Origin of the sequence: Poseidonocella sedimentorum (assembly GCF_900116005.1) — a bacterium.
In the GTDB taxonomy this organism is placed as follows: Bacteria; Pseudomonadota; Alphaproteobacteria; order Rhodobacterales; family Rhodobacteraceae; genus Poseidonocella; species Poseidonocella sedimentorum.
In genome coordinates, this window is the sequence record NZ_FOYI01000004.1 from 184,059 (window position 1) to 208,652 (window position 24,594).

Annotated in this window: 17 protein-coding genes; 8 read left to right on the forward strand and 9 right to left on the reverse strand. The window is 68.1% G+C overall.

The window, feature by feature from the left end:
* Nucleotides 1-10: 10 nt before the first annotated feature.
* Nucleotides 11-529 carry a DUF3280 domain-containing protein gene (locus tag BM353_RS07920; protein ID WP_177220494.1) on the reverse strand — a complete coding sequence of 173 codons (519 nt, stop codon included), beginning with the start codon at nt 527-529 and terminating at the stop codon, nt 11-13.
* Nucleotides 530-831: 302 nt separating this feature from the next.
* Here BM353_RS07920 and BM353_RS07925 point away from each other — a divergent pair, with 302 nt between their 5' ends.
* Genes BM353_RS07925 through BM353_RS07935 form a run of 3 tightly spaced genes read left to right on the forward strand, consistent with a single transcriptional unit; the run spans nt 832 to nt 7,492 of the window.
* Complete coding sequence (locus BM353_RS07925) at nt 832-4,179, forward strand: transglutaminase family protein (RefSeq protein WP_092078991.1); 3,348 nt, start codon at nt 832-834, stop codon at nt 4,177-4,179.
* A 2-nt stretch (nt 4,180-4,181) separates the two neighbouring features.
* A complete protein-coding gene (locus BM353_RS07930; protein ID WP_092078994.1) occupies nt 4,182-6,608 on the forward strand; it encodes a circularly permuted type 2 ATP-grasp protein in 2,427 nt (808 codons plus the stop codon).
* A gap of 5 nt (nt 6,609-6,613) precedes the next feature.
* Nucleotides 6,614-7,492: a transglutaminase family protein gene (locus BM353_RS07935; RefSeq protein WP_092078997.1), complete on the forward strand. Its 879-nt coding sequence runs from the start codon at nt 6,614-6,616 to the stop codon at nt 7,490-7,492.
* Nucleotides 7,493-7,494: 2 nt separating this feature from the next.
* Here the strand turns inward: BM353_RS07935 and BM353_RS07940 are convergent, their stop codons facing one another.
* Nucleotides 7,495-7,968 (reverse strand): Lrp/AsnC family transcriptional regulator, encoded by a 474-nt coding sequence (locus BM353_RS07940; RefSeq protein WP_092079235.1) that lies wholly within the window; start codon nt 7,966-7,968, stop codon nt 7,495-7,497.
* A gap of 119 nt (nt 7,969-8,087) precedes the next feature.
* Between BM353_RS07940 and putA the strand changes: the two genes are divergently transcribed.
* The 4 genes from putA (at nt 8,088) to BM353_RS07960 (ending at nt 15,088) form a co-directional block, all read left to right on the forward strand.
* Entirely contained in the window at nt 8,088-11,555 is a 3,468-nt protein-coding gene (putA, locus tag BM353_RS07945) for a bifunctional proline dehydrogenase/L-glutamate gamma-semialdehyde dehydrogenase PutA (RefSeq protein WP_092079000.1), read from the forward strand.
* A 130-nt stretch (nt 11,556-11,685) separates the two neighbouring features.
* Complete coding sequence (locus BM353_RS07950; RefSeq protein WP_092079238.1) at nt 11,686-12,834, forward strand: lytic murein transglycosylase; 1,149 nt, start codon at nt 11,686-11,688, stop codon at nt 12,832-12,834.
* 91 nt (nt 12,835-12,925) lie between these two features.
* The gene (locus tag BM353_RS07955; protein WP_092079003.1) at nt 12,926-14,104 is read left to right on the forward strand and encodes an acetyl-CoA C-acyltransferase family protein; all 1,179 of its coding nucleotides are present in this window, start codon (nt 12,926-12,928) and stop codon (nt 14,102-14,104) included.
* Nucleotides 14,105-14,200: 96 nt separating this feature from the next.
* A complete protein-coding gene (locus BM353_RS07960) occupies nt 14,201-15,088 on the forward strand; it encodes a DMT family transporter (RefSeq protein ID WP_245759602.1) in 888 nt (295 codons plus the stop codon).
* An 11-nt stretch (nt 15,089-15,099) separates the two neighbouring features.
* Here BM353_RS07960 and phoB read toward each other — a convergent pair whose 3' ends face one another.
* From phoB to BM353_RS07990, 6 genes are all read right to left on the reverse strand, one after another.
* Entirely contained in the window at nt 15,100-15,792 is a 693-nt protein-coding gene (phoB, locus tag BM353_RS07965; protein ID WP_092079006.1) for a phosphate regulon transcriptional regulator PhoB, read from the reverse strand.
* 19 nt (nt 15,793-15,811) lie between these two features.
* The gene (gene phoU / locus BM353_RS07970; RefSeq protein WP_092079009.1) at nt 15,812-16,516 is read right to left on the reverse strand and encodes a phosphate signaling complex protein PhoU; all 705 of its coding nucleotides are present in this window, start codon (nt 16,514-16,516) and stop codon (nt 15,812-15,814) included.
* Between the two features lie 27 nt (nt 16,517-16,543).
* Nucleotides 16,544-17,341 (reverse strand): phosphate ABC transporter ATP-binding protein PstB, encoded by a 798-nt coding sequence (gene pstB / locus BM353_RS07975; RefSeq protein WP_092079012.1) that lies wholly within the window; start codon nt 17,339-17,341, stop codon nt 16,544-16,546.
* A gap of 12 nt (nt 17,342-17,353) precedes the next feature.
* Nucleotides 17,354-18,685 carry a phosphate ABC transporter permease PstA gene (pstA, locus tag BM353_RS07980; protein WP_092079015.1) on the reverse strand — a complete coding sequence of 444 codons (1,332 nt, stop codon included), beginning with the start codon at nt 18,683-18,685 and terminating at the stop codon, nt 17,354-17,356.
* Nucleotides 18,685-20,166: a phosphate ABC transporter permease subunit PstC gene (gene pstC, locus BM353_RS07985; protein WP_092079018.1), complete on the reverse strand. Its 1,482-nt coding sequence runs from the start codon at nt 20,164-20,166 to the stop codon at nt 18,685-18,687. Before pstC ends, pstA begins: the two co-directional genes overlap by 1 nt.
* Before the next feature lie 89 nt (nt 20,167-20,255).
* Complete coding sequence (locus BM353_RS07990; RefSeq protein WP_092079021.1) at nt 20,256-21,287, reverse strand: substrate-binding domain-containing protein; 1,032 nt, start codon at nt 21,285-21,287, stop codon at nt 20,256-20,258.
* A 264-nt stretch (nt 21,288-21,551) separates the two neighbouring features.
* Here BM353_RS07990 and BM353_RS07995 point away from each other — a divergent pair, with 264 nt between their 5' ends.
* On the forward strand, nt 21,552-23,786 hold the full coding sequence (locus BM353_RS07995; RefSeq protein WP_092079024.1) for an ATP-binding protein: 2,235 nt from the start codon (nt 21,552-21,554) through the stop codon (nt 23,784-23,786).
* Between the two features lie 3 nt (nt 23,787-23,789).
* Here the strand turns inward: BM353_RS07995 and yaaA are convergent, their stop codons facing one another.
* The gene (yaaA, locus tag BM353_RS08000) at nt 23,790-24,569 is read right to left on the reverse strand and encodes a peroxide stress protein YaaA (RefSeq protein ID WP_092079027.1); all 780 of its coding nucleotides are present in this window, start codon (nt 24,567-24,569) and stop codon (nt 23,790-23,792) included.
* Nucleotides 24,570-24,594 lie beyond the last annotated feature (25 nt).

Here is a 24,594-nt window from a genome sequence, read left to right on the forward strand (position 1 = left end):
GCGCCGGGCGCTACCCGCCATCCAGCGCGGCGGTGCCCGGCAGCATCCGGTTCTCCATCAGCCACGTGAGCCCCCGGCGCCAGGCCTCGTCGGTATTGCCGCGAATGTCGGTCTGGTACTGGGCGAGGATCTCGCCGGTGCCGGTGTCGCGCTCGCGGATCACGATGGTCTGGACCAGCACCGAGAGCTTCTGCACCACCCCGGTGAAGGAGCGCTCTGCCCCAAGCTTTTCAGCGATTCCCGCCTCGCAGTTGTTGCAACTGAACGGATTTCCGTGCAGCGCGAGCGCATCGGCGGCCGGAGCGGTATCGACCAGCGCGTAGCGCCCGCTATCACTCAGCAGCACTCGAAAGGCCTCCGTGAGCATCGCCGCGCGGGCCTCCTCCACCTCGTTGGTCCGGCCGTACTCGACCTCCTGACTGAAGTTCACGAATTCGATCTCGAAGACCGCGACAGGCAGCGCTTCGGCACAGGCGCCTCCCGCGATCCCAGCCGCCAGCAGCGCCCCCGCACCATACTGTTTCCACATCTCATGCCTCCCTCGTCCCGTCATTTCCGGCCGAGCATAGCACGGACCGCGCGCCCGCCCTTGCCCATTTTCGCGCCGCCCCCTGCCCCGCCCCGGGCCGCAGGGCCACAGGGCCCGCGCAAAATATGTTGTGCGGGGCGAGGAACCTTGCAGGGGCCGAGCCGCGTTCAGTAGACAGGGGGTGGCGCGCCGCGTCACAAGGCCGGGCGCATCATCAGGGGGAGGCAACGCCGTAGGAGCGATCCGAGCGGCGCGCTGGTCCTGCCTTCTGCTCAACGAGATCTGGAACGGGGAAGCGACGCGTGGCGATCACCGCAAGCATTTATCACCTGACGCATTACAAATATGACCGGCCGGTGACGCTGGGCCCGCAGGTGATCCGCCTGCGCCCCGCGCCGCATTCGCGCACACGGGTCATCTCGCACAGCCTGAAGGTCTCGCCCGCGGGGCACTTCGTCAACCACCAGCAGGACATCTACGGCAACTGGCTGGCGCGGTTCGTCTTTCCCGAGCCGGTGCGCGAGTTCAAGATCGAGGTCGATCTGGTGGCCGACATGTCGGTCTACAACCCGTTCGACTTCTTCGTCGAAGACAGCGCCAAGGATTTCCCGTTCGCCTATGACGAGGACATCGGCACGGATCTCAGCATCTACCTGCGCCACGAACCGCCCTCGCCCGCGCTGCAACGTTTCCTCGACCGGATCCCGCGCGAGAGCACCGGGACGATCGATTTCCTCGTCTCGCTCAACAGCCATATCGCCAACGAGATCAACTACGAAATCCGCATGGAGCCGGGCGTCCAGACCCCGGAAGAAACCCTCACCCGCGCGGCGGGCTCCTGCCGGGACAGCTCTTGGCTGCTGGTGCAGGTGCTGCGCAACCTCGGCCTCGCGGCGCGGTTCGTCTCGGGCTACCTGATCCAGCTCAAGCCGGACCTGATCGCGCTCGACGGGCCTGCGGGGACCGACAAGGATTTCACCGATCTTCACGCCTGGGTCGAGGTCTACCTGCCCGGCGCGGGCTGGGTCGGGCTCGACCCGACGTCCGGCCTTCTGGCCGGTGAGAGCCACATCCCGCTCGCCGCGACCCCGCATTACCGCCACGCCGCGCCGATCTCGGGCGTGGCCAGCGCGGCGGACGTCGATTTCTCCTTCGACATGCAAGTCACCCGGACGGCCGAGCATCCGCGCATCACCAAGCCTTTTTCCGACGAAGCCTGGGCCGCGCTCAATACGCTGGGCAAACAGGTCGACGCGCGGCTGGAAGCGGGCGACGTGCGCCTGACGATGGGCGGCGAGCCGACCTTCGTCTCGATCGACGACTTCGAGAGCGACGAGTGGAATTCCGACGCGGTCGGCCCCACCAAGCGCCACCTCGCCGACACGCTCATCCGCCGCCTCGCGGACAAGTTCGCCAGCGGCGGGCTGCTGCACTACGGGCAGGGCAAGTGGTATCCCGGCGAGACCCTCCCGCGCTGGACCTTCTCGCTCTACTGGCGCAAGGACGGCGAGCCGATCTGGCGCAACCCGGAGCTTCTGGCGCGCGAAGACACGGATGAGGATGTCGGGCCCGAAGCGGCGGAGGCGCTGCTGAAGGGGATCGCCGCGGGGCTCTCGGTGCCGCAAGACAACGTACTGCCGGCCTTTGAGGACCCCGCCGAGTGGATCGTCAAGGAATCCAACCTGCCCGAGAACGTCACGCCGGAGAATTCGAAGCTGACCGACCCCGAGGAACGCGCGCGCATCGCGCGGGTCTTCGAGCGCGGTCTGACCACACCGGCGGGCTATATCCTCCCGGTCCAGCGCGCCCAGGCGAAGGCCGAAAGCGCCTGGCTTTCGGAGGTCTGGAAGCTGCGGCGCGGCAAGGTCTACCTCGTGGCGGGCGACAGCCCCGTGGGCTACCGCCTGCCGCTCGGCGCGCTGCCGCATGTGGACGAGGCGAGCTATCCCTTCATCGTGCCGCAGGATCCGACCGAGCCGCGCGGGGCTCTGCCCGCCGCCGAGGATCTGGCCAAGGCGCGGCAGGCCAAGGATCGCGACGCCGCTCAGGAGCGCCAACCCGTCGCCAGCCGGACGGAGGCCCCCGCCGGGCAAACCATCGTCGAGCAGAGCCTGACCGAGCTTGACGGCCGGGTCCGGACCGCGATCTCGGTGGAGCCGCGCGACGGGCGGCTCTGTGTCTTCCTGCCCCCGGTGGAGCGGCTTGAGGATTACCTCGAACTGATCGCCAAGGTCGAAGGCGCCGCGGCGGCCACGGGCCACAAGGTGCTGATCGAGGGCTATGCCCCGCCGCATGATCCGCGTATCGAGGTGATGCGCATCGCCCCCGATCCCGGCGTGCTGGAGGTCAACATCCACCCCGCCGCGAATTGGGACGATTGCGTCGCCACCACCGAAACGGTCTATGAGGAAGCGCGTCAGAGCCGGCTCGGGGCCGACAAGTTCATGCTCGATGGCCGCCACACCGGCACCGGCGGCGGCAATCACGTGGTGGTCGGCGGCGCGACGCCGAACGACAGCCCGTTCCTGCGCCGCCCGGACCTGCTCAAGAGCCTGATCCTCTTCTGGCAGCGCCACCCGAGCCTGAGCTATCTCTTCTCCGGCACCTTTGTCGGCCCGACCTCGCAGGCCCCGCGCATCGACGAGGCGCGCCACGATTCGCTCTACGAGCTGGAAATCGCGCTCGACCAGATCTGGCCGCCCGAAGAGGGCACGCCCCCGCCGCCGTGGCTCACCGACCGGCTGCTGCGCAACGCGCTCATCGACGTGACCGGCAACACCCACCGGACCGAGATCTGCATCGACAAGCTCTTCTCGCCCGACGGGCCCACGGGGCGGCTGGGGCTCGTGGAATTCCGCGGCTTCGAGATGCCGCCCAACCCGCGCATGAGCCTCGCCCAGCAATTGCTCCTCCGGGCTATCATCCTGCGCTGCTGGGAAGCGCCGCTGAGCGGATCGCTCACCCGCTGGGGCACGACGCTGCATGACCGGTTCATGCTGCCCGCCTTCCTGTGGGAGGATCTCCTCGAGGTGCTCGGCGATTTGCGCGCCCATGATCTCGTGCTCGATCCGGCGTGGTTCGAGGCGCAGGCCGAGTTCCGCTTCCCCTTCTGCGGCGAGGTGACCTACGAGGGCGCGACGCTGGAGCTGCGTCAGGCGCTGGAGCCGTGGCACGTCATGGGCGAGACAGGCGCGATCGGCGGCACCGTGCGTTACACCGACAGCTCGACCGAACGGCTTCAGGTCCGCCTCTCGGGCGCAGCGCCCGACCGCTACAAGGTCACCGCCAACGGCCGCATCGTCCCGCTGACCCCCACCGCGAGCACCGGCGAGCGCGTGGGCGCCGTGCGCTACAAGGCGTGGAAGCCGCCGCTCTCGATGCACCCGGTGCTGGAGGTGGACGCGCCGCTGGTCTTCGACATCTACGACAGCTGGACCGGTCGCGCGATCGGCGGCTGCCGCTACCATGTCGCCCACCCCGGCGGGCGCAATTTCGACACCTTCCCCGTCAACGGCAACGAGGCCGAGGCCCGCCGCCTCAGCCGGTTCGAGAAGATGGGCCACACCGGGCGCGACTACGCACCGCCCTCCGAGACGCCGCACCCCGAATTCCCGATGACGCTCGATCTGCGCCGCCGGCCCGGGCTCTGATCATGGGCACGGCCGATCAGATGCAGGGACGGGACCAGCCCACGCCGCTCGACGCGCTGGTCCGCGACTACGCGGCCAAGGTGGCGCGCGGCTCGGCCCATAGCGACGAGATGCTCCTGCCTGACGGCACGCTGCGCCCGGTCTGGGCCGATTTCATGGCCCATCTGGCCGGGCTCACCCCCGACCAGATCGCCACGCGCATGGGCCGCGGCAACCAGTACCTGCACGACGCGGGCGTCTTCTACCGCCAGTATGACGCGGAATCGCGCGAGCGCGAATGGCCGCTGAGCCATATCCCGGTGCTGCTGTCCGAGGCGGAATGGGCCGAGATTTCCCAAGGGCTGATCGAACGCGCCGAGCTGCTCGATTTCGTGCTGCGCGATTTCTACGGCGAGAACACGCTGGTGAATTCCGGCCAGCTCCCGCCCACCCTGCTCACCAAGAACCCGGCCTGGCTGCGGCCGATGATCGGCGCGCTGGAGCCGGGCGAGGCGGGGCTCAACTCGGTGTCCTTCGAGGTCTCGCGCGGGCCGGACGGGCGCTGGTGGGTGATCAGCGATCTGATCGAAGCCCCCTCGACCGCCGGTTTCGCGATCGAGAACCGCATCGCCACGAGCCGGGTCTTCCCCAACTTCTTCAGCCGCGCCAAGGTGCTCCGGCTGGCCGGCTACTTCCGCCAGTTCCAGCAGACCCTTCTCGCGCTCAAGAGCCGCGTGGAGGGCGAGATGGTACTGCTCTCGCCCGGCCCGATGAACCAGAACTATGCCGAACACGCCTTCCTCGCGCGCTATCTCGGGATGCTGCTGGTGGAGGGCGAGGATCTTGCGATTCAGGACGGTCAGGCGATGGTCCGCACGGTGGATGGCCCGCGGCCGGTCTCGCTGATCTGGAACCGGGTGCCGAGCCTGATGACCGATCCGCTGGAGCTTGCGCCCGAGTCGATGCTCGGCACGCCGGGCCTGCTGCAGGCGGTGCGCGATGGCGCGGTCCACACGGTCAACATGATTGGCGCGGGCGTGCTGGAGACCCGGGCCCTCATGGCCTTCCTGCCGAGCATCGCGCGAAAGCGGCTGGGCCGCGGGCTCGCCCTGCCCAATATCGCGACCTGGTGGTGCGGGCAGGAAGCGCAGCGCGCCCACGTGTTGCAGAATGCCGGCGCGATGATGGTGGGCGATGCCTTCTCGACCCGGCCGCTCATGGCCGATCCGGCGACCGTCGCATTGGAGCGCGAGACGGGCGACCCCGCGACCGCGCGGCTGGTGGAGATGCTGGAGACCGAGGGCCATAATTTCGTGGGCCAGGAGGCCGTCACGCTGTCGAGCACACCGGTCTTCGAGGATGGCGCCTTCCGCCCGCGCCCGGTGTGCATCCGGATTTCGCTGGGGCGGACGGATGACGGCTGGGCAGTCATGCCCGGGGGCTATGCCCGGGTCAGCGCCAGCGACGACGCCAAGGCGCTCGCCATGCAGCAGGGCGGCAAGGTGGCCGATGTCTGGGTTCTGAGCGAGGCGGAGGTCGCGCCGCAGACACTGATCGCGACCGAAGACACCCTGCGCGAACGCGGCTCCAGCGACCAGATGCTGCCCTCCCGCGCCGCGGACAACCTCTTCTGGCTCGGGCGCTACGTCGAGCGCGCCGAGCATCACATGCGCCTCTTCCGCGCCTATTTCGCCCGCATCGCCGATGGCGCCGGGCACGACGATCCGCTGCACGCCTACCTGCGAACGCGGCTTCTGCCCGACACCCCGCCCGAGGCCAAGGCGATCGCTGATCATTTCACCCAGCCGCTGGAGCTCAGCCTCCAGACCGCCGCGCGGGTCACGGACCGGTTTTCGCCCGACGGGATGATGGCACTGCGCACCCTTGTGCATGACGCGCGTGATCTGGACCGGCGCCTCGTCGCGCTCGACGACATCCCCGGCAAGGTCAGCACGCTGTTGCGCCAGATCACCGGTTTTGCCGGGCTGGTCCATGAAAACATGTACCGCTCCCATGGCTGGCGCTTCCTCTCGCTTGGCCTGTCTCTGGAGCGCGCGGCCAATCTGGCCGGGTTGCTCGCCGCCTGTCTCGATGATGACGCCCCGGAGGGCGCGCTCGATGCCGCGCTTGAGATCGGCGACAGTATCGGCGCCCACCGCACGCGGTTCCTCATCTCGGCCACCGGCGCCTCGGTCGCCGATCTTCTCGGGCTCGACACCGCCAACCCGCGTGCGATCCGCTATCACATCACCCGCGCCAAGGATCACATCGCCAAGCTGCCGCAGAAGGGGCACGGCCATATCCTGAGCGACGTCGCCGCGCGGATCCTGACCATCGAAACGCGCCTCGCCGTCAGCGCCCCCGAAAACCTCACCAGCGAAGAGCTCGCCACTATCCGCTACGAAATCTGGGGCGTCTGCGATGCCCTCAACGCCTCGCATCTGGGCTAGCCGACATGCTCTACAACATCCGGCTCAACATCACCCACCGCTACGATCAGCCCGCCGCGCAGGGGCGGCACCTGATCCGCGTGCTGCCGCGCAACCTGCCCGGCCGGCAACGGCTGGCGATGCATCTGCTCACCGTGACGCCGGAGCTTCACAGCCGCCGCGAGACCTTCGATTTCTTTGAAAACACCGTGGTGACCTGCGTCCATTCCGAGCCCCATGACGAGATGTCGATCGACCTCTCCTGCCATGTCGAGGTCTCCGACCCCGCGCCCTGGTCCGACCTCTCGCCGCAGGTCCACGCCCTGCGCGCCGACTGGCGCAAGCAGATCGACCTCGGCCCCGATTCACCGCTGCATTTCCTCGGCGGGACCCAGCGGCTCACCCCCGATGCGGCGATCGCGGAATTTGCCCGCGCCTGGTTCGATCCGGAGCGGACGGCTGCGGAAAATGTCCTGCGCATCGGTCAGGCGCTGCACGATGAGATGGCCTTTGACGCCACCGCCACCGAGGTCGACACCGACCCCGCCGAGGCCTTTCGCATGCGCGGCGGCGTGTGTCAGGATTTCAGCCACATCATGATCATCGCCCTGCAATCGCTGGGGATTCCAGCGGGGTACGTGAGCGGCTACCTGCGCACCCTCCCGCCGGTAGGGCAGGAGAAGCTCGAAGGGGTGGACGCGATGCATGCCTGGGTCCGCGCCTGGTGCGGCATTGCGCAGGGATGGATCGAGTATGATCCCACCAACGCCACGCTCATCGGCAGCGATCACATCGTCGTCGGCTACGGGCGCGACTACTCCGACCTCGCCCCGGTGCGCGGCCAACTGCGCAGCGCCGGCGGTCAGGTCAATTCGCAAGCGGTGGATGTGGCCGTGCTCGACTGAGCTCAGATCTCGCGCAGCCCCGCATCCCGGACGCTTTCCATCGACACATAGGTCGAGGTGGAGGCCAGATGCGGGAGGCGCGAGATCTGCTCGCTGAGCACCCGCCGATACGCGGCGATGTCGCGCGTGCGGATCTTCACGAGGTAGTCGAACCCGCCGGCGATCATGTGGCATTCCTCGATCTCGGCAACCTTGCGCACAGCGGCGTTGAAGGCCTGCAACGCGTGCTCCCGCGTGTCGGTCAGGCGCACCTCCATGAAGGCGATATGGTCGAGCCCGAGCCGCCGCGCCGACAGCTCGGCGCGATACCCGGTGATGACGCCCTCGGCCTCCAGCCGCCGCACCCGCGCGCCCACCGGCGTCTTGGACAGCCCGACCTCGGCGGCGAGCTCGGTGATGGACATGCGCCCGTCCTGCACCAGCGCCCGAAGGATGGCGCGGTCGATCTTGTCGAGCTCGAGCGGTTCTTGAGACATTTCGGCCTTCATTTTCGGAAATATTTGGTTCTTTTCACTACCATTCCGAGAACTATAGGTAAACTGCCCTGCGCCTCAGTGCTAGACTGGCCGCATAGACCATATCGGGGGCAAGGGCCATGATCGCGGTGGATCGGCGTTGGGATCGCAACAAACGACAGGATGAGGCGGCGCTTCTGGCCGCGCTCAAGGCGCAGGCCGCGCTCGATGAGACCGCGCGCGCCAGCATCGCCTCCGAGGCCGCGGCGCTCGTCCGGCGCATGCGCGAAAACGCGCGGCCGGGGATGATGGACGTCTTTCTCGCCGAATACGGGCTCTCGACGGATGAGGGCGTGGCGCTCATGTGTCTGGCAGAGGCGCTGCTGCGCGTGCCCGATGCGCGCACGATCGACGCGCTCATCGAGGACAAGATCGCGCCTTCCGACTGGTCGCGCCATCTGGGCCACAGCGCCTCGCCGCTGGTCAACGCCTCCACCTGGGGGCTGCTGCTCACGGGCAAGGTGCTGGAGGACGGCGCGCCGAGCGTGGCCGGGCGTCTGCGCGGGATGGTGCGGCGGCTGGGCGAGCCGGTGATCCGCGCCGCGGTCGGGGCCGCGATGCGCGAAATGGGGCGACAGTTCGTGCTCGGCCAGACCATCGGCGCGGCGATGGAGCGCGCCCGCAAGATGGAGGCGCGCGGTTACACCTATTCCTACGACATGCTCGGCGAAGCGGCGATGACCGCGGCGGACGCGGCGCGCTACCGCGAGGCCTACATCAAGGCCATCGACGCCATCGGCACGGGCGCAACCTCGTCCTCCATCGCGGCGAACCCGGGCATTTCGGTCAAGCTCTCCGCGCTTCATCCCCGATACGAGCCTGCCAAGTCCGAGCGCGTGCTGTCCGAACTCACGCCTGTCCTCACAGACCTCTTGCGCCGCGCCGCCCGCGCCGGGATCGGGCTCAACATCGACGCCGAGGAGATGGACCGGCTCGGCCTCTCGATGGCGCTGATCGAGGCTGCAATCGCCGATCCCGAGCTCGAAGGCTGGGACGGGTTTGGCGTGGTGGTGCAGGCCTATGGCCGCCGCGCGGGCGACGTGCTCGCCGGGTTGCACGAGCTTGCACAGCGCCATGACCGGCGGATCATGGTCCGGCTCGTGAAGGGTGCCTATTGGGACACCGAGATCAAGCACGCGCAGGTCGAGGGGCTGGAGGATTTCCCGGTCTTCACCCGCAAACCGGCGAGCGATGTGAGCTACATCGCCCATGCCCGCACGCTGCTTGGCATGACCGACCGGATCTATCCGCAATTCGCCACTCACAATGCCCATACCGTCGCCGCCGTGCTGCACATGGCGACGGGCCTGAGCCGCGAGAGCTTCGAGTTTCAGCGCCTGCACGGCATGGGCGAGGCGCTGCACGATATCGTCCACCGCGAGGCGGGGACGCGCTGCCGGATCTACGCGCCGGTCGGGGCGCATCGCGACCTGCTGGCCTACCTCGTGCGGCGGCTGCTGGAGAACGGCGCGAATTCGTCTTTTGTCAACCGGATCGTGGATGAGACCGTGCGGCCCGAAGAGGTCGTCGCCTGCCCCTTCGCCGCGCTGGCCGCGCCGCCCGCCGATGGGGAGCCGCTGCTGCGCCGGGGGCCCGCGCTTTTCGCGCCCGAGCGGGCGAACGCGCGCGGGTTCGATCTTGCTGACAGCACCGAGCTCGACCGGATCGCGGAGGCGCGCCCGCGCCCCGAACGACTGGAAGTCGGGCCGATCATCGCCAGCGCCGTCGCGGGGGGCGCGCGCGAGCCGATCCTCAACCCGGCCACGGGGGAGGAGATCGGGACGGTCACCCTCGCCGCGCCTGAGGACGTGGAGGCCGCCCTCGCCGCCGCCCAGCCATGGGACGCCGCGGCAGAGGCGCGCGCCGAGGTGCTCACCCGCGCGGCGGATCTCTACGAAGAGGGCTTCGGCGAGGCATTTGCGCTTCTGGCCCTTGAAGCGGGCAAGACCCTGCCCGATGCCGTGGCTGAGCTGCGCGAGGCGGTGGATTTCCTGCGCTACTACGCCGCCGGGGCCGCGCGCGTTGAGGCCGCCCATCCCGCCGGGCCGCGCGGGGTCTTTACCTGCATCTCCCCCTGGAATTTCCCGCTGGCGATCTTCACCGGCCAGATCGCCGCCGCGCTTGCCGCGGGCAACGGCGTCTTGGCCAAACCCGCCGAGACGACGCCCGCCATCGCCGCATGGGCGGTGGAGCGGCTGCGGCGCGCGGGCGTGCCCGACACCGCGCTCCAGCTTCTGCCCGGAGACGGCGCCACGGTGGGCAAGGCGCTCACCTCCGATCCGCGCGTGGGCGGCGTGGCCTTCACCGGCTCCACCGCCACCGCCCGGCGCATTCAGGCCGCAATGGCCGGGGGCCTGCCCCCCGGCGCGCCGCTCATCGCCGAGACCGGCGGGCTCAACGCGATGATCGTCGACAGCACCGCCCTGCCCGAACAGGCGATCCGGGATATCGTCGCCTCCGCCTTCCAGTCCGCGGGCCAGCGCTGCTCGGCCCTGCGCTGTCTCTACGTGCAGGAGGATATTGCGCCGGGGTTCGAGGCGATGCTCATGGGCGCGATGGACGAGCTCAGCCTCGGCGATCCGCGCGACATCGCCACCGATGTCGGCCCGGTGATCACCGCGGCCGCCCGCGACGAGATCGACGCCCATGTCGCCAAGGCCGAGGCCGAGGGGCGGCTGCTGCATCGCCTGACACCCCCGTCTCGGGGCGTCTTCACCGCCCCCGCCCTGCTGCGCGTGGCCGGAATCGGCGCGCTGGAGCGCGAGGTTTTCGGCCCGGTGCTACACGTCTCGCGGTTCCGCGCGGGCGAGATCGACCGGGTGATCGCGGAGGTCAACGCGACCGGCTACGGGCTGACCTTCGGGCTGCACAGCCGGATCGACGAGCGTGTCCAACGGGTGGCCGACGCGGTCGAGGCGGGCAATGTCTATGCCAACCGCAACCAGATCGGCGCGATCGTCGGCAGCCAACCCTTCGGCGGCGAGGGGCTCTCGGGCACGGGGCCGAAGGCCGGGGGGCCGCACTACCTCGCGCGGTTCCGCGCGGCGCCCGCGCCGGAATTTACGCCGGACGCCGCGCCCTCGGGCGGGGCCGCGGGCGCCACTCCGGAGGAGGTGGCCGCGCGGTTGCGCGCGCCGGACGCCCGCAACGCGCCGCACAACGTGACCCAGCTTCCCGGCCCGACGGGCGAGCTCAACCAGCTCACGACACTGCCGCGCCCACCGCTCCTCTGCCTCGGCCCTGGCAACGCCGCCCGCGCCGCGCAGCACCGCGCGATCGAGGCCCTCGGCGGGCGGGCCATCCCGGTGGACGAGGGGTTCGCGCCGGGCGCGCTGTGCGATCTGCCGCCCTTCGGCGGGGTGCTCTGGTGGGGCGATGCCAGGACTGCACGCCAGATCGCCGAGGCGCTCAGCAAACGCGAGGGGCCGATCCTCCCGCTCATCACCGGCGCGCCGGATCCGGGCCACGCGGTCCTCGAGCGGCATCTGTGTGTCGATACGACCGCGGCAGGCGGCAACGCGAGCTTGCTCGCCGGCGAGACGGACTAGCGCGCGCCGCAGGTCCGGCGGGTCTCCGCCGGGCCTCCCCGTCGCGCGCGAAAACCGATTGCTGCGCCGGCCGCACGCCCTAGGCTCATCGGGTGACGCGTTCCATGCCGCAACCAGAATGGTGCCTTTGATGACGATTGACCGCCGCTTTTTCCTCGCCGCCATGGGGGCCCTCGGGCTCTCGGCCTGCGCCCCCGCCGCGCCGCGCGCGCCCGCCAGTGCAGTCAGCCGCGCCGCGCTCCCGCCAGATCTGCTCCCGCAGGCCAACGCGGGGTTTGACCGGTGGCGCGCGGCCTTCCGCGCCCGCGCGCTGGCCGGCGGCATCCCCGCGCGCGTGCTCGATCCCGCGCTCGCCGAGGCGGGCTACCTGCCCGGCGTCGTCACCCGCGACGGCAACCAGATCCAGACCCGCCGCAGCTTCGAGGATTACCTCTCGATCACCGTCTCGGACGAACGGCTCGCCAAGGGCCGCGCGGCGCTCGCGGCGCAGGGCCCGACCCTGCGCGCCATCGAGGCACGCTACGGCGTGCCCGCGCGCATCACCGCGGCGATCTGGGGCATCGAGAGCCTCTATGGCGAGAAACGCGGACAGATCCCGGTGATCTCGGCCACGGCCACCCTTGCCTACTCCGGGCGGCGGGCGCGGTTTTACGAAAACCAGCTCATGGCCGCGCTGCGCCTCCTCGCCCGGGGCGAGACCTCGCGCGCCAACCTGCGCGGGAGCTGGGCCGGGGCCATGGGCCATACCCAGTTCATCCCGACATCCTACGAAGCCTTCGCGGTGGATTTCGACGGCGACGGGCGGCGCGACATCTGGGGGGCGGATCCGGGCGATGCGCTGGCCTCCACCGCTGCCTACCTTGCGCGAAACGGCTGGCAGAGCGGGCTGAGCTGGGGCGCGGAGGACGGCTACGGAAGCGCCTCGGGCCGGAGCCTCACGCCGCAGCCGGGGGGGCCGCGCTTCACCGTGACCCGCAACTTCGACGTGCTCAAGACCTATAACAACTCCGACTACTACGCGCTCGCGGTAGGGCTTCTGTCGGATCAGCTCGTCGGGGGGGCGCCGCTGCGCGGCAGCTTCCCGCCCGATGCAAACGGGATGACCAAGGCCGACCGGATCGCGCTGCAGCGCCGCCTCGCCGCGCGCGGCTACGACATCGGCACGGTGGACGGCGTAATCGGCAGCAAGACCGAGGCTGCGCTGCGCGATCTGCAGTCCCGAGCGCGCCTCCCCGTGACCGGGCAGCCAGGGCCGGAGACATGCGCCCTCCTGCGGTAGGGGGCCCGCTCTGACGGCACGTCGCCGATGACAGGCACGGCGCGCGCGCCTACTCTGCCGGCAAAACCGACACCCGGGGGGAGGGAGCCTCATGTCCGACGATATCGTCATTCTCAGCGCCGCGCGGACCGCGATCGGCACATTCGGCGGCGCGCTGGCGGGCACGCCGCCCATCGCCCTGGCCGAGACGGCAAGTCGCGCCGCGCTGGAGCGGGCCGCACTCGATCCCGCGCGCATCGGCCATGTGGTCTTTGGCCACATCATCAACACCGAACCGCGCGACATGTACCTGTCGCGGGTGGCCGCCATGGGCGCGGGCGTGCCCGAGGGGGCACCGGCGATGAACGTCAACCGGCTCTGCGGCTCGGGGCTTCAGGCGATCGTCTCGGCGGCCCAGTCGCTGATGCTGGGCGACGCCGATTTCGCGCTGGCGGGCGGGGCGGAAAACATGTCGCGCAGCCCGTTCATCCTGCCAGACCAACGCTGGGGCGCCAAGATGGGCGACGTGCGCAGCCTCGACATGATGCTCGGCGCGCTCAACTGCCCCTTCGGGACCGGACACATGGGCGTGACGGCGGAGAATGTCGCGGATGAACACGGGGTGAGCCGCGCCGATCAGGACGCCTTCGCGCTGGAAAGCCAGCGCCGCGCCGCGCGGGCCATCGCCGAGGGCCGCTTTGCCGAGCAGATCGTCTCGGTCGAGGTAAAGGCCCGGCGCGAGACGGTGCTCTTCGACACCGACGAACACCCCAAGGACACCAGCCTCGAGGCGCTGGCCGGGCTCCGCCCCGCCTTCCGCAAGGACGGCAGCGTGACCGCCGGAAATGCCAGCGGGATCAACGATGGCGCCGCCGCGCTGGTCCTCGCTCGCGCCTCCGCCGCAACGGACGCCGGGCTGCGCCCGCGCGCGCGGATCCTGGGCTATGCCCATGCTGGGGTGCGGCCCGCGGTGATGGGCATCGGCCCGGTGCCGGCCGTCCGCGCCCTGCTGGAGCGCACCGGGCTGACGGTCGATGACTTCGACGTCATCGAATCAAACGAGGCCTTCGCGGCCCAGGCCATCGCCGTCGGCCGCGAACTGGGGTTCGATCCGGCGAAGGTGAACCCGAACGGCGGCGCCATCGCGCTTGGCCACCCGGTCGGCGCCAGCGGCGCGATCATCGCGGTGAAGGCGCTCTACGAGCTGGAGCGGACGGGCGGCAAGCGCGCGCTGGTCACCATGTGCATCGGCGGCGGTCAGGGCATCGCGCTCGCGCTGGAGCGGATCTAGCCCCCCCGGCTTTGGCATTGACCGGCGCGGCGCGGTCAGGCATCGGGGCAGGCAGGGGGCCGCATATCGGCCCGCCCGTGAGCCCCGGGATCGCCCATGACAGCGCAGACCACGCCGCCCCTCGGGGCCAACTTTCTCGGCAGCCTGTGGATGGTTGCGTCGATGGCGGGCTTCGCGGTGGAGGACGTGTTCCTCAAGGCCGCCGCCGAGAGCCTGCCGATCGGCCAGATCATGGCGCTGTTCGGGCTTGGCGGCGCGCTTGTCTTCGCCTGCGCCGCGCGGGTGCGGGCCGAGCCGCTCTTCATCCCGGCCGTGCTCTCGCGCCCGATGAAAATCCGCGTCGGCTTCGAGCTTGTCGGGCGCCTCTTCTACACCCTCGCCATCGTCCTGACCCCGCTGTCCGCCGCGACCGTCATCCTGCAGGCGACGCCGCTCGTCGTCGTCGCGGGCGCCGCGCTGGTCTTTGGCGAGCGCGTGGGCTGGCGCCGGTGGACGGCAATTTTCATCGGGCTTTTGGGCGTGGTCATCATCCTCCAGCCCGGGACGGAGGGGTTTTCCGCCCTGTCGATCCTCGCGCTTGTCGGCATGCTCGGCTTTGCCGGGCGCGATCTGGCGAGCCGCGCGGCGCCGGCCGCGCTCGGCACGGCGCGTTTGGGGTTTTACGGGTTCCTGCCGATCATCCTCGCCGGCGCGCTGGTCTCGCTCTGGCACGGCGCGCCGTTCGTCTGGCCGGAGGCGGCGCCCGCGCTCTCGCTCTGCGGGGCGGTGCTGGCGGGGGCTGCGGCCTATGCCTGCCTGATGAAGGCGATGCGCACCGGCGAGGTCTCGGCCGTGACCCCGTTTCGCTATTCACGACTGCTTTTCGGGATCGCCTTCGGCGTGTTGATCTTCGGCGAAGAGCTCCGCTGGTCAATGGTGCTCGGCGCGGGGCTGATCGTCCTGTCGGGGCTGTTCATCCTCTGGCGGGGGCGCCGCCACGGCTGACGCCCGCGCGCTCAGCCGAGGCTGTAGCCCACACCGCGCACCGTGCGCACCGGATCGCCGCCGCCGTTCTGCATCAGCGCCTTGCGCAGCCGCCCGATATGCACATCGACCGTCCGGGTATCGACATAGAGATCGCGGCCCCAGACGCGGTTGAGCAGCTGCTCGCGGCTCCAGACCCGCTCGGGGCGCTCCATGAAGGTCGACAGGATGCGGAATTCGGTGGGCCCGAGGCGGATCTCCTCCCCCTGACGAAACACCTTGTGGCTCTCCGCGTCGAGCAGCAGATCCTCGTATTCGAGCTGTTCGCCCACCGACGCCGGGCGCGAGCGCCGCAGCTGGGTGCGCACGCGGGCCATCAGTTCGATCACCGAGTAGGGCTTGACCATGTAGTCATCGGCGCCGGTCTCGAGGCCGCGCACCCGGTCGATCTCCTCGGAGCGGGCCGAGAGCATGATGATCGGGATCGCGCGGGTGTCGCTCCGGAGCTTGATCCGGCGGCAGACTTCGATGCCCGACACCAACGGGATCATCCAGTCGAGCAGGATGATATCGGGCATGTATTCATCGACCTGCAACAGCGCTTCTTCGCCGTTTTCGGCCATGATCACCTGAAACCCGTCGGCCTCGAGGTTATAGCGAAGGACCTCCCGTTGAGAGGTTTCATCCTCAACAACAAGGACGGTCGGTTCCGTCGTCCGTGCCATGAGCCGCAAAGCCTCCTGATCAGACCTGTTCCGTGGCGGTGGTGTCCGCCTTTTCGCGCATCTCCTCGGGCATCTCGCCCGTCACCATGTAGATCGTCTGCTCGGCGATGTTGGTGACCCGGTCGCCGATCCGTTCGATGTTCTTGGCGATGAAATGCAGGTGCATGCAGGGCGTGATGTGGCGCGGATCTTCCATCATGTGGGTCAGAAGCTCGCGGAACATGGTGTTGTAGAGCTGGTCGACGTCCAGGTCGCGCTCGATCACGGCCGTGGCGAGATCGGTGTCGCGCTGGATGTAGGCATCGAGCGCGTCTTTCAGCATCAGCTCGGTCTGGCGCGCCATCCGGCGGATCGTCGCCGAAGCGCCTTCAACCCGGGGAGAGGCCATGATGATGGTCGAGCGCTTGGCAATGTTCTTGGCGAAATCGCCGCAGCGTTCGAGATTGCCGCAGATCTTGAGGATCGACAGCACCAGCCGCAGATCGACCGCCGTGGGCGCCCGCAGCGCGATGATCCGCGCGACTTCCTCGTTGATGAGATACTCCAGCTCGTCGATCGACCGGTCCCCGGCGCGGACCTTGCGGGCAAGCTCCTCGTCGCGCGATTCAAGCGCGGTCACCGAATCGCGGATCGCCGCCTCGACCTGACCGCCCATTTTCATGATCATCGCCTGGATCGCTTCGAGATCGCGATCATAGGCGGAGTGGATGTGTTGGTCCGACATGTTCTGACTGTCCTGTTCCGTTCCGACTCAGCCGATCCGGCCGGTGATGTAGCTCTCGGTGCGCGGGTCTTGCGGGGTGGTGAAGATCTGGCCCGTCTCGCCATATTCCACGAGGTTGCCGAGGTGGAAGAAGGCGGTCTTCTGGCTGACCCGGGCGGCCTGTTGCATCGAGTGGGTGACGATGACGACCGAAAACTCCTGGCGCAGCTCGTCGATCAATTCCTCGACCTGGCTCGTGGCGATCGGATCGAGCGCCGAGCAGGGCTCGTCCATCAGCAGCACCTCGGGCTCGGTGGCCACGGCGCGCGCGATGCAGAGACGCTGCTGCTGCCCGCCGGAGAGGCCGGTGCCGGGCGCGTGAAGCCGGTCCTTGACCTCGTCCCAGATCGCGCCGCGGCGCAGGGATTTCTCGACGATGTCGTCCAGATCGGCCTTCGACCGCGCGAGCCCGTGGATGCGGGGGCCATAGGCGATGTTGTCATAGATCGACTTGGGGAAGGGGTTGGGTTTCTGGAACACCATCCCCACCTTGGCGCGCAGCTGCACCGGGTCGACCTTGGCATCGTAGATGTCCTCGCCGTCGATCCGGATATCGCCCTCGACACGGCAGATGTCGATGGTGTCGTTCATCCGGTTGAGGCAGCGCAGGAACGTCGACTTGCCACAGCCCGAGGGGCCGATGAAGGCGGTCACGGTCTTGTCTTCGATGTCGACATCCACGTCCTTGATCGCATGGGTGTCGGCATAATAGACCTGCACCTTGCGGGCCGCGATCTTGATGTCTTTTGCGTCCACGTCTCTCTCCAAAAGTCTCATGTCATTCATGACACGTTCCCCCTACCAGCGGCGCTCGAAGCGGCGGCGCAGAATGATCGCGATGATGTTCATCGTCAGCAGGAACATCAGCAGGATGATGATACCGCCCCAGGCCTTGTCGTAAAAGGCGGCGTCGGCGCGGGCCGCCCAGGTGTAGATCTGGGCGGGCATGGCGGAGTTCGGCTCTACGAACCCGTCGATGAAGGAGTCGGGATAGCCGCGGGCGACAAAGCCCACCATCCCGATCAGCAGCAGCGGCGCGGTCTCGCCAAGCGCCTGGGCGAGGCCGATGATCGTCCCCGTCAGGATGCCGGGCATGGCCAGCGGCAGCACGTGGTGGAACACCGACTGCATCCGCGAGGCCCCCAGCCCGAGCGCCGCGTCGCGGATCGACGGCGGCACCGCGTTGAGCGAGGCGCGGGTCGAGATGATGATCGTCGGCAGGGTCATCAGCGTCAGCACGAGCCCGCCCACCACCGGCGCCGATTGCGGCAGGTGCATGAACTGGATGAAGACGGCAAGGCCAAGGATCCCGAAGACGATCGATGGCACGGCGGCGAGGTTTGAGATGTTGACCTCGATCAGGTCGGTGAAGCGGTTCCTCGGCGCGAATTCCTCAAGGTAAATCGAGGCCGCGACGCCGATCGGCAGCGACAGGAAGAGCACCACAAGCATCATGAAGAACGACCCGACGACAGAGGCGCCGATGCCCGCGCCGCCGGGGTTGTCCACGCCGGAGTCCGCGCCGGTGATGAAGTTCCAGTTGAACTGGGTGCGGATGATGCCCGCGTCCTCGAGCGCGTCCACGAGGTCCAGATCGGCGAGGGTCAGGAAGCGGCTGTCCTGAAACCCGTCGCGTGTCACGCGGCCGGTCATGTAGCCATCGACCCGGCTCGACGCGGCGAGCTGGAAGCTCGTCGGCTGGCCAAGCTGGTCTTCGTTGGCTCGGAAATATTCGCGGATCGTGCCGCCCACCTTGCCGGCGATGCGCTCGATGCTGGCCTCATCGAAGGGCAGCGTCACGCCGCTCTCATCAAGCTGGGTCTTGAGCGCGCCGTTGAAGGCCTGCGAGTAGGCTTTCGTCTTGAAAAGCTGGGATTCGGCGTCCTCGTATTGCTCCTGGGTGAGGGCGAACTCCACATCCAGCACCGTCTGGGTGAAGGCCGGAAGGCCGGAGCGGAAGATCGCCACCACCAGCACCACGAGGAAGAACAGCCCGATGGCGATGGCGCCGATGCCACAGGCCTTGAACCGGGTCTCCGCGGCGTTGCGGCGGCGGGTGCGGGCGTCGACCTCGTGCAGCGATTTCGACGAGCGGCGGGGGGCCGCGCTATCCATGCTCATATCCGACATCAGTCATACTGCTCCCGATACTTGCGCACGATGTAGAGCGCGAAAACATTGAGCCCGAGGGTCAGGACGAAGAGCGTCATCCCGAGGGCGAAGGCGACGAGGGCTTCGGGCGAGGCGAAATCGCTGTCGCCGGTCAGCTGCGAGACGATCTTGGCGGTGACGGTGGTCATCGCCTCGAAGGGGTTGAGGCTGAGCCGGGCGGCAGCGCCCGCGCCGAGCACGACGATCATCGTCTCGCCGATGGCCCGCGAGGCAGCGAGCAGGATCGCGCCCACGATCCCGGGCAGGGCCGCGGGCAGGACCACCTGCTTGATCGTTTCGGACTTGGTCGCGCCGAGCCCGTAGGAGCCATCGCGCATCGCCTGGGGCACCGCGTTGATGATGTCGTCCGACAGCGAGCTGACGAAGGGGATGAGCATGATGCCCATCACGAGCCCGGCGGTGATGACCGCGCGGCCGCCCCCCTGCCAGCTTACGCCCAGAACGCCGCCGTCGCCGAAGATGCTCACCAGCAGCGGCCCGACGGTCAGCAGCGCGAAGAGGCCGTAGACGATGGTCGGGATCCCCGCGAGCACCTCAAGCAGCGGCTTGGCGACGGCGCGCACCTTGCTGCCGGCGTATTCCGACAGGTAGATCGCGGCGAAGAGCCCGACCGGCACCGCCACGATGAGCGCGACGATGGAGATGTAGATCGTGCCCCACAGAAGCGGGAGAACCCCAAGCTCGGAGGAGCCGCCCCGGCCCGAGAAGCTCGGCGCCCAGCTCAGGCCGAAGAAGAATTCCGAGGCCGGGTAGAGGCGGAAGAATTCGATTGTGTTGAAGACCAGCGAGAGCACGATGCCGACGGTCGTCAGGACCGCGATGGAGGCCGCGGCGACGAGCAGTACCCGCACCCCCTGCTCCACCACGTTGCGGGCCCGGAACTGCGCGCTCGACTGGCGTATCCCGTAAAACGCGCCGAGCACGGCGATGATGATGACCGCGATGCTCATGATCGCGGTGCCGGTGTGGCTCATGCTGCGATAGCGCTGCGCGGCGTTCAGGACCGGCTGGGTGATCTGGCTGGTGACGATGGCGCCGGCCTGCTTGAGCCGGTCGGTCATGGCGTTGAAATCGGCGGCCGGATCGCTGGCGACGCCCTCGTCGATCACCCCTTGGGAAACCGCGAGATCAAGCCCCTGCGCCGTGCGGCTGACCTCGGCCATCAGCAGCCCGCGCGAGCTGCCCTCGGAGATCAGCTCATCGGGCAGCGTGCCGGAGATGACGGAGTTGATGTAGAGCGGTTGGGCGATGAGCCACAAGACCAGCAGCAGAAGGGCCGGCACCACCGCCTTGAGCGCGGCATTGCTGCCGTAATAGCTCGGCAGGGAGTGCAGCTGGCGAATATCGCCCCCGGCGCTTGCGAGCGCACGGCTGCGCCCAAGAACATAGCCCGCGGCGGCAATGGCCAGGACAATCAAAATGAGCCAAAGCAGCGGCATCCAGACACCTCGCAGTTCAAGTTCTAAGGGCTCGAAGGCGGAAAGGGGATGGCGCGGTCGCCACCCCCCGATACGACCTGTGGGGTCGCTTAGTTCATGGTCTCTTCGTTCGCAACGCCAGCTTGCGTCGCCGCGAGCTCGGGGTCGGACACGAGGCCGTACTGGGCCAGCGGGCCGGAGGGGCCGGCCAGTTCATCGGAGATGAAGAACTGGGCGTATTCCTTGAGGCCGGGGATCACGCCGATATGTGCTTTCTTCACGTAGAAGAACAGCGGGCGGGACACCGGGTACTCGCCGGAGGCGATGGTCTCGGTGGAGGGGGACACGCCGGACATGGTGGCCACTTTCAGCTTGTCGGTGTTGTTCTCGTAGAAGGCCAGACCGAACACGCCGATGCCGTTGGAGTTGGCGTCGATGGAGGCCAGCGTCTCGGTGTAGTCGCCGTCGATGTCGACCGAGCGGCCGTCGGTGCGAACTTCGAGGCAGGCGTCTTCGGCGTCGTCTTCGGACATGCCGCTCTCGATCATCGCGTCCATGGCGCCGGTTTCTTCACAGCCAACCGCAATCACCTTCTCTTCGAAGACTTCGCGCGTGCCGTGCTTGGTGCCGGGGATGAAGGCGAGGATTTCAGCGTCGGGCAGATCGGCGTTGAAATCGGACCACTTGGTGTAGGGGTTGTCGACCAGCTCACCGTCGACGACGACCTTCGGCGCGAGCGCGTTGAAGATGTCCGACTGGGTGAAGGCGGTGTAGTCGGGGCCATCGATCTGGCTGGCGAAGACGATCCCGTCATAGCCGATGCGCACTTCGATGATGTCGGTCACGCCGTTGGCGGCGCAGGCTTCGATCTCGCTGTCGCGGATCGCGCGGGAGGCGTTGGCCACGTCGGTGTGCTCTTCGCCGACGCCCTGGCAGAAGCGCTTGAGACCAGCCGACGAGCCGCCCGATTCGACGACCGGCGTCGGGAAATCGGTGTTTTCGCCGAAGGCTTCGGCGACAATCGAGGCATAGGGCAGCACGGTGGAGGAGCCGGCAACCTGCACGTTGTCGCGCGCGGCGGCAGCAGTGGCGGAAACGGCTGCGATCGCCAGAGTGGAGGCGGTCAGTTTCACAAAGGACATTTGGGTCTCCCGGTTTCAACAGGTCCTGAACGGTCGCAGTCTCGCGACCTCGGCGACGTGCTACGGTCATCGCGTGACGCTTCTGTAAGATTTTTGTAACAGTATTATGAAACCTCGCCCGCCCGCCTCCAACGTCACCCGGCGGGGGCCGCAGGGCGCGCGGGCCACAAGCCGGCGCGCCGGGGGGGGCGAACGTCGTTAAGACTATGTTTATTTCCGTCCCCCAACCTGCGTCGCAGCCTAAGAGCCCGCGACCGTAAGACCATGGATCTCATCACAAAACTTGCCGAGGAGCGCCGCGAGCGCTTGGCCGCGCAGCGCAAGCTCGAGCTCAAGCAGGCCGAGCTCGACGCCGCCAATCGCAAGATTCAGAAGATGTCCGGCATGTTCAACGAGCAGATCGCCAATCGCCGGGCCGAAATGGCGCGGGTGCTCGATGAGAACTTTCGCGTCAAATCAGACCTGACCGTCGCCAACAAACGGGTGCGAATCGCCGAGCGTCGGCTGTGGGAATCGATCGAGGCGATCGAGGGTGGATTCGCCGTCTACGATCAGGAAGACCGGCTCGTCATCGCCAACACCGCCTATCTGGAAATTTTCGAGGGGCTGGAGGAGATCGCGCCCGAGGTGCCCTACGGGCGGGTGGTCGAGATCCTCTGCGAGGAGGGGATCGTCAATCCCGGCGGGCTGAGCAAGGACGAATGGACCTCGATGATGGTGGACCGCTGGAAGGACGGCGCCCGCGCCCCGATCTCGATCCGCACCTTCGACGACCGCTATTTCCAGCTCATCGACGAGCGCGGCGGCGACGGCGAAACCGTCTCGCTCGCGATCGACGTGACCAAATCGGTCATCCGCGAGGAGGAACTGAAAACCGCCCGCAAGATCGCCGAGGAGGCCAACTCCGCGAAATCGACCTTCCTCGCCAACATCAGCCACGAGATCCGCACGCCGATGAACGGCATTCTGGGCATGTCCGAACTGTTGGGCGAGACCGAGCTCGCCGAGGATCAGGAGCTTTTCACCAGCACGATCCGGACGTCGGCCGAGGCGCTTCTGGTGATCATCAACGACATTCTCGACTTCTCGAAGATCGAGGCCGGGAAGATGGTGCTCAAGCCCGAGGTCTTCGATCTCGAACGCTGCCTGCAGGAGATCCTGCTCCTGCTCCTGCCGACCTGCCGCGACAAACAGATCGAGCTCGAGGTCGACTACGACATCTTCATGCCGACCCGGTTTTTCGGCGATCAGGGCCGCTTCCGCCAGATCCTGACCAACCTCATCGGCAACGCGGTCAAGTTCACGCTGGAGGGCCAGGTGACGGTGCGGGTGACCGGCATTCCCAACACCGATGACGGGACCTGCTCGCTACGGCTCACGGTCGAGGACACGGGGATCGGCATCCCTGAGGACAAGACCACGCAGATCTTCGACGAATTCACCCAGGCCGACGACGCCCAGAGCCGCGAGTTCGAAGGAACCGGGCTCGGCCTCGCGATCTCTCGCCGGCTGGTGAAGATGATGGGCGGCGAGATCTGGGTGCAGAGCGTCGAGGGCGAGGGCACGATCTTCGGCATCTCGCTCGAACTGCCGATCGACGAGGCGTACCGCACCGATCCGACCCATATCCCCGACACGCTCGGCCGCGCGTTGCTGTTCGATCCGCGGGGGGAATTCGGCGGCGATCTGGAGCGGCTCTTTGCCGAATTCGCCATCGGGTTTTCGGCCGTCGAAGCGACCCCGAGCCTTGCGGCGATTCCCGAGGGGCTGTGGGATGTGCTGCTGGTGCCGCGCGGGCGGGGCGCCGAGGCCGGGGAGCTCTTTGTCCAGGCGCTGCGCGCGCAGGGCGATGCAACTCCGGTGGTCCTCATCGGCAAGCCGCCCCCGGGCCTGCGCGCGACGCAGGAGCCGCCGCCCGACACGGTTCCGCTCGATGTGCCGATCCTGCGCCGCGCCCTGTTCGAAGCGCTGCACAAGGTCGCCGATATCCTCAAGCGGCAAGAGGAGGTCGCCGCCTTCGGCGAGGACAGCGAGGCCGATCAGGACGCCGCCTTCGCCTCTGGCCCGGACGCGCGCGCGATGCGCGTCCTCGTGGCCGAGGACAACCAGACCAACCGGCTCGTGATCAAGAAGATGCTGGAGGATTGCGATATCGAGCTGCGCTGCGTGGAAAATGGCGCCGCCGCGCTCACCGCCTTCGAGGCAGAGACGCCGGATCTCATCTTCATGGACGTCTCGATGCCGGTCATGGACGGGCAGGAGGCCGCGCGGCAGATCCGCGCCATGCCCGGCCCCGGCGCGACGGTGCCCATCGTCGCCGTCACGGCCCATGCCTCGCCCGAGGATGAGGCCGCGATTCTCGCCAGCGGCATGACCCGGTTTCTCACCAAACCCTTGCAGAAGGCCGCGCTGCTGGAGACGATCCACCGCTACGCACCGAGCGATATCCGCCGCCCGCTGCCCCCGGGCACCAAGACCGGCTTCGCCCGGGCGGGGTGAGGGTCAGGCGGCGGCGGCGGCCGCTTCGGAGCGCAAAAAGGCCGGACGGCCTGGCTCCGAAAGCTCCGGTGCAAAGCCGTAGCCGCCCGCATCGAACCCCTCCAGAGCCTCAGGATCGCGGAGCCTGTTCTGGATGATGAACCGCGCCATCGCGCCGCGCGCGCGTTTGGCAAAAAAGCTCACGATCTTCGGCCCGCCGGGCTTGTCCTCAAGGAAGACCGGCGTGATGACGCGCGGCTTGAGCGCCTTGAGCGCGACGGCGGAGAAATACTCCTGGCTGGCACAGTTGACCAACACATCGGTTTCAACCGCGGCGGCCTGGGCGTTGAGCGCCTGCGCGATCCGGTCGCCCCAGTACTCATACAGGTTTGCGCCCCGACGCGTCTTGAGGCGGCTGCCCATCTCCAGCCGGTAGGGCTGAATCGCATCGAGCGGGCGCAAGAGGCCATAGAGGCCGGAGAGAACCCGCAGGTGATCCTGCGCCCAATCCAGCTCCTCCGGATCGAGCGACGCGGCCTCCAGCCCCTGATAGGTGTCACCGGCAAAGGCGAAGGCGGCGGGCCGGGTGGCCTCGGGCGCGGGCTCGGCCTCGAAGGCGCGGAACCGGTCGCGGTTGAGCTTGGCCAGATCGGGCGAGATCGACATGAGCTTCTGCAACTCCCCAAGCGTGAGGTTACGCGCGCTGCGCGCCAGCCGCACCGCGTCCTCGGCAAACTCCGGCTGGGTCTTGGCCGCACGCGCCGTCCAGTCGAGCCGTTTGGCAGGGGAAATCACACTCAGCATCACACCGTCTCCTTCGTTTCCTGAC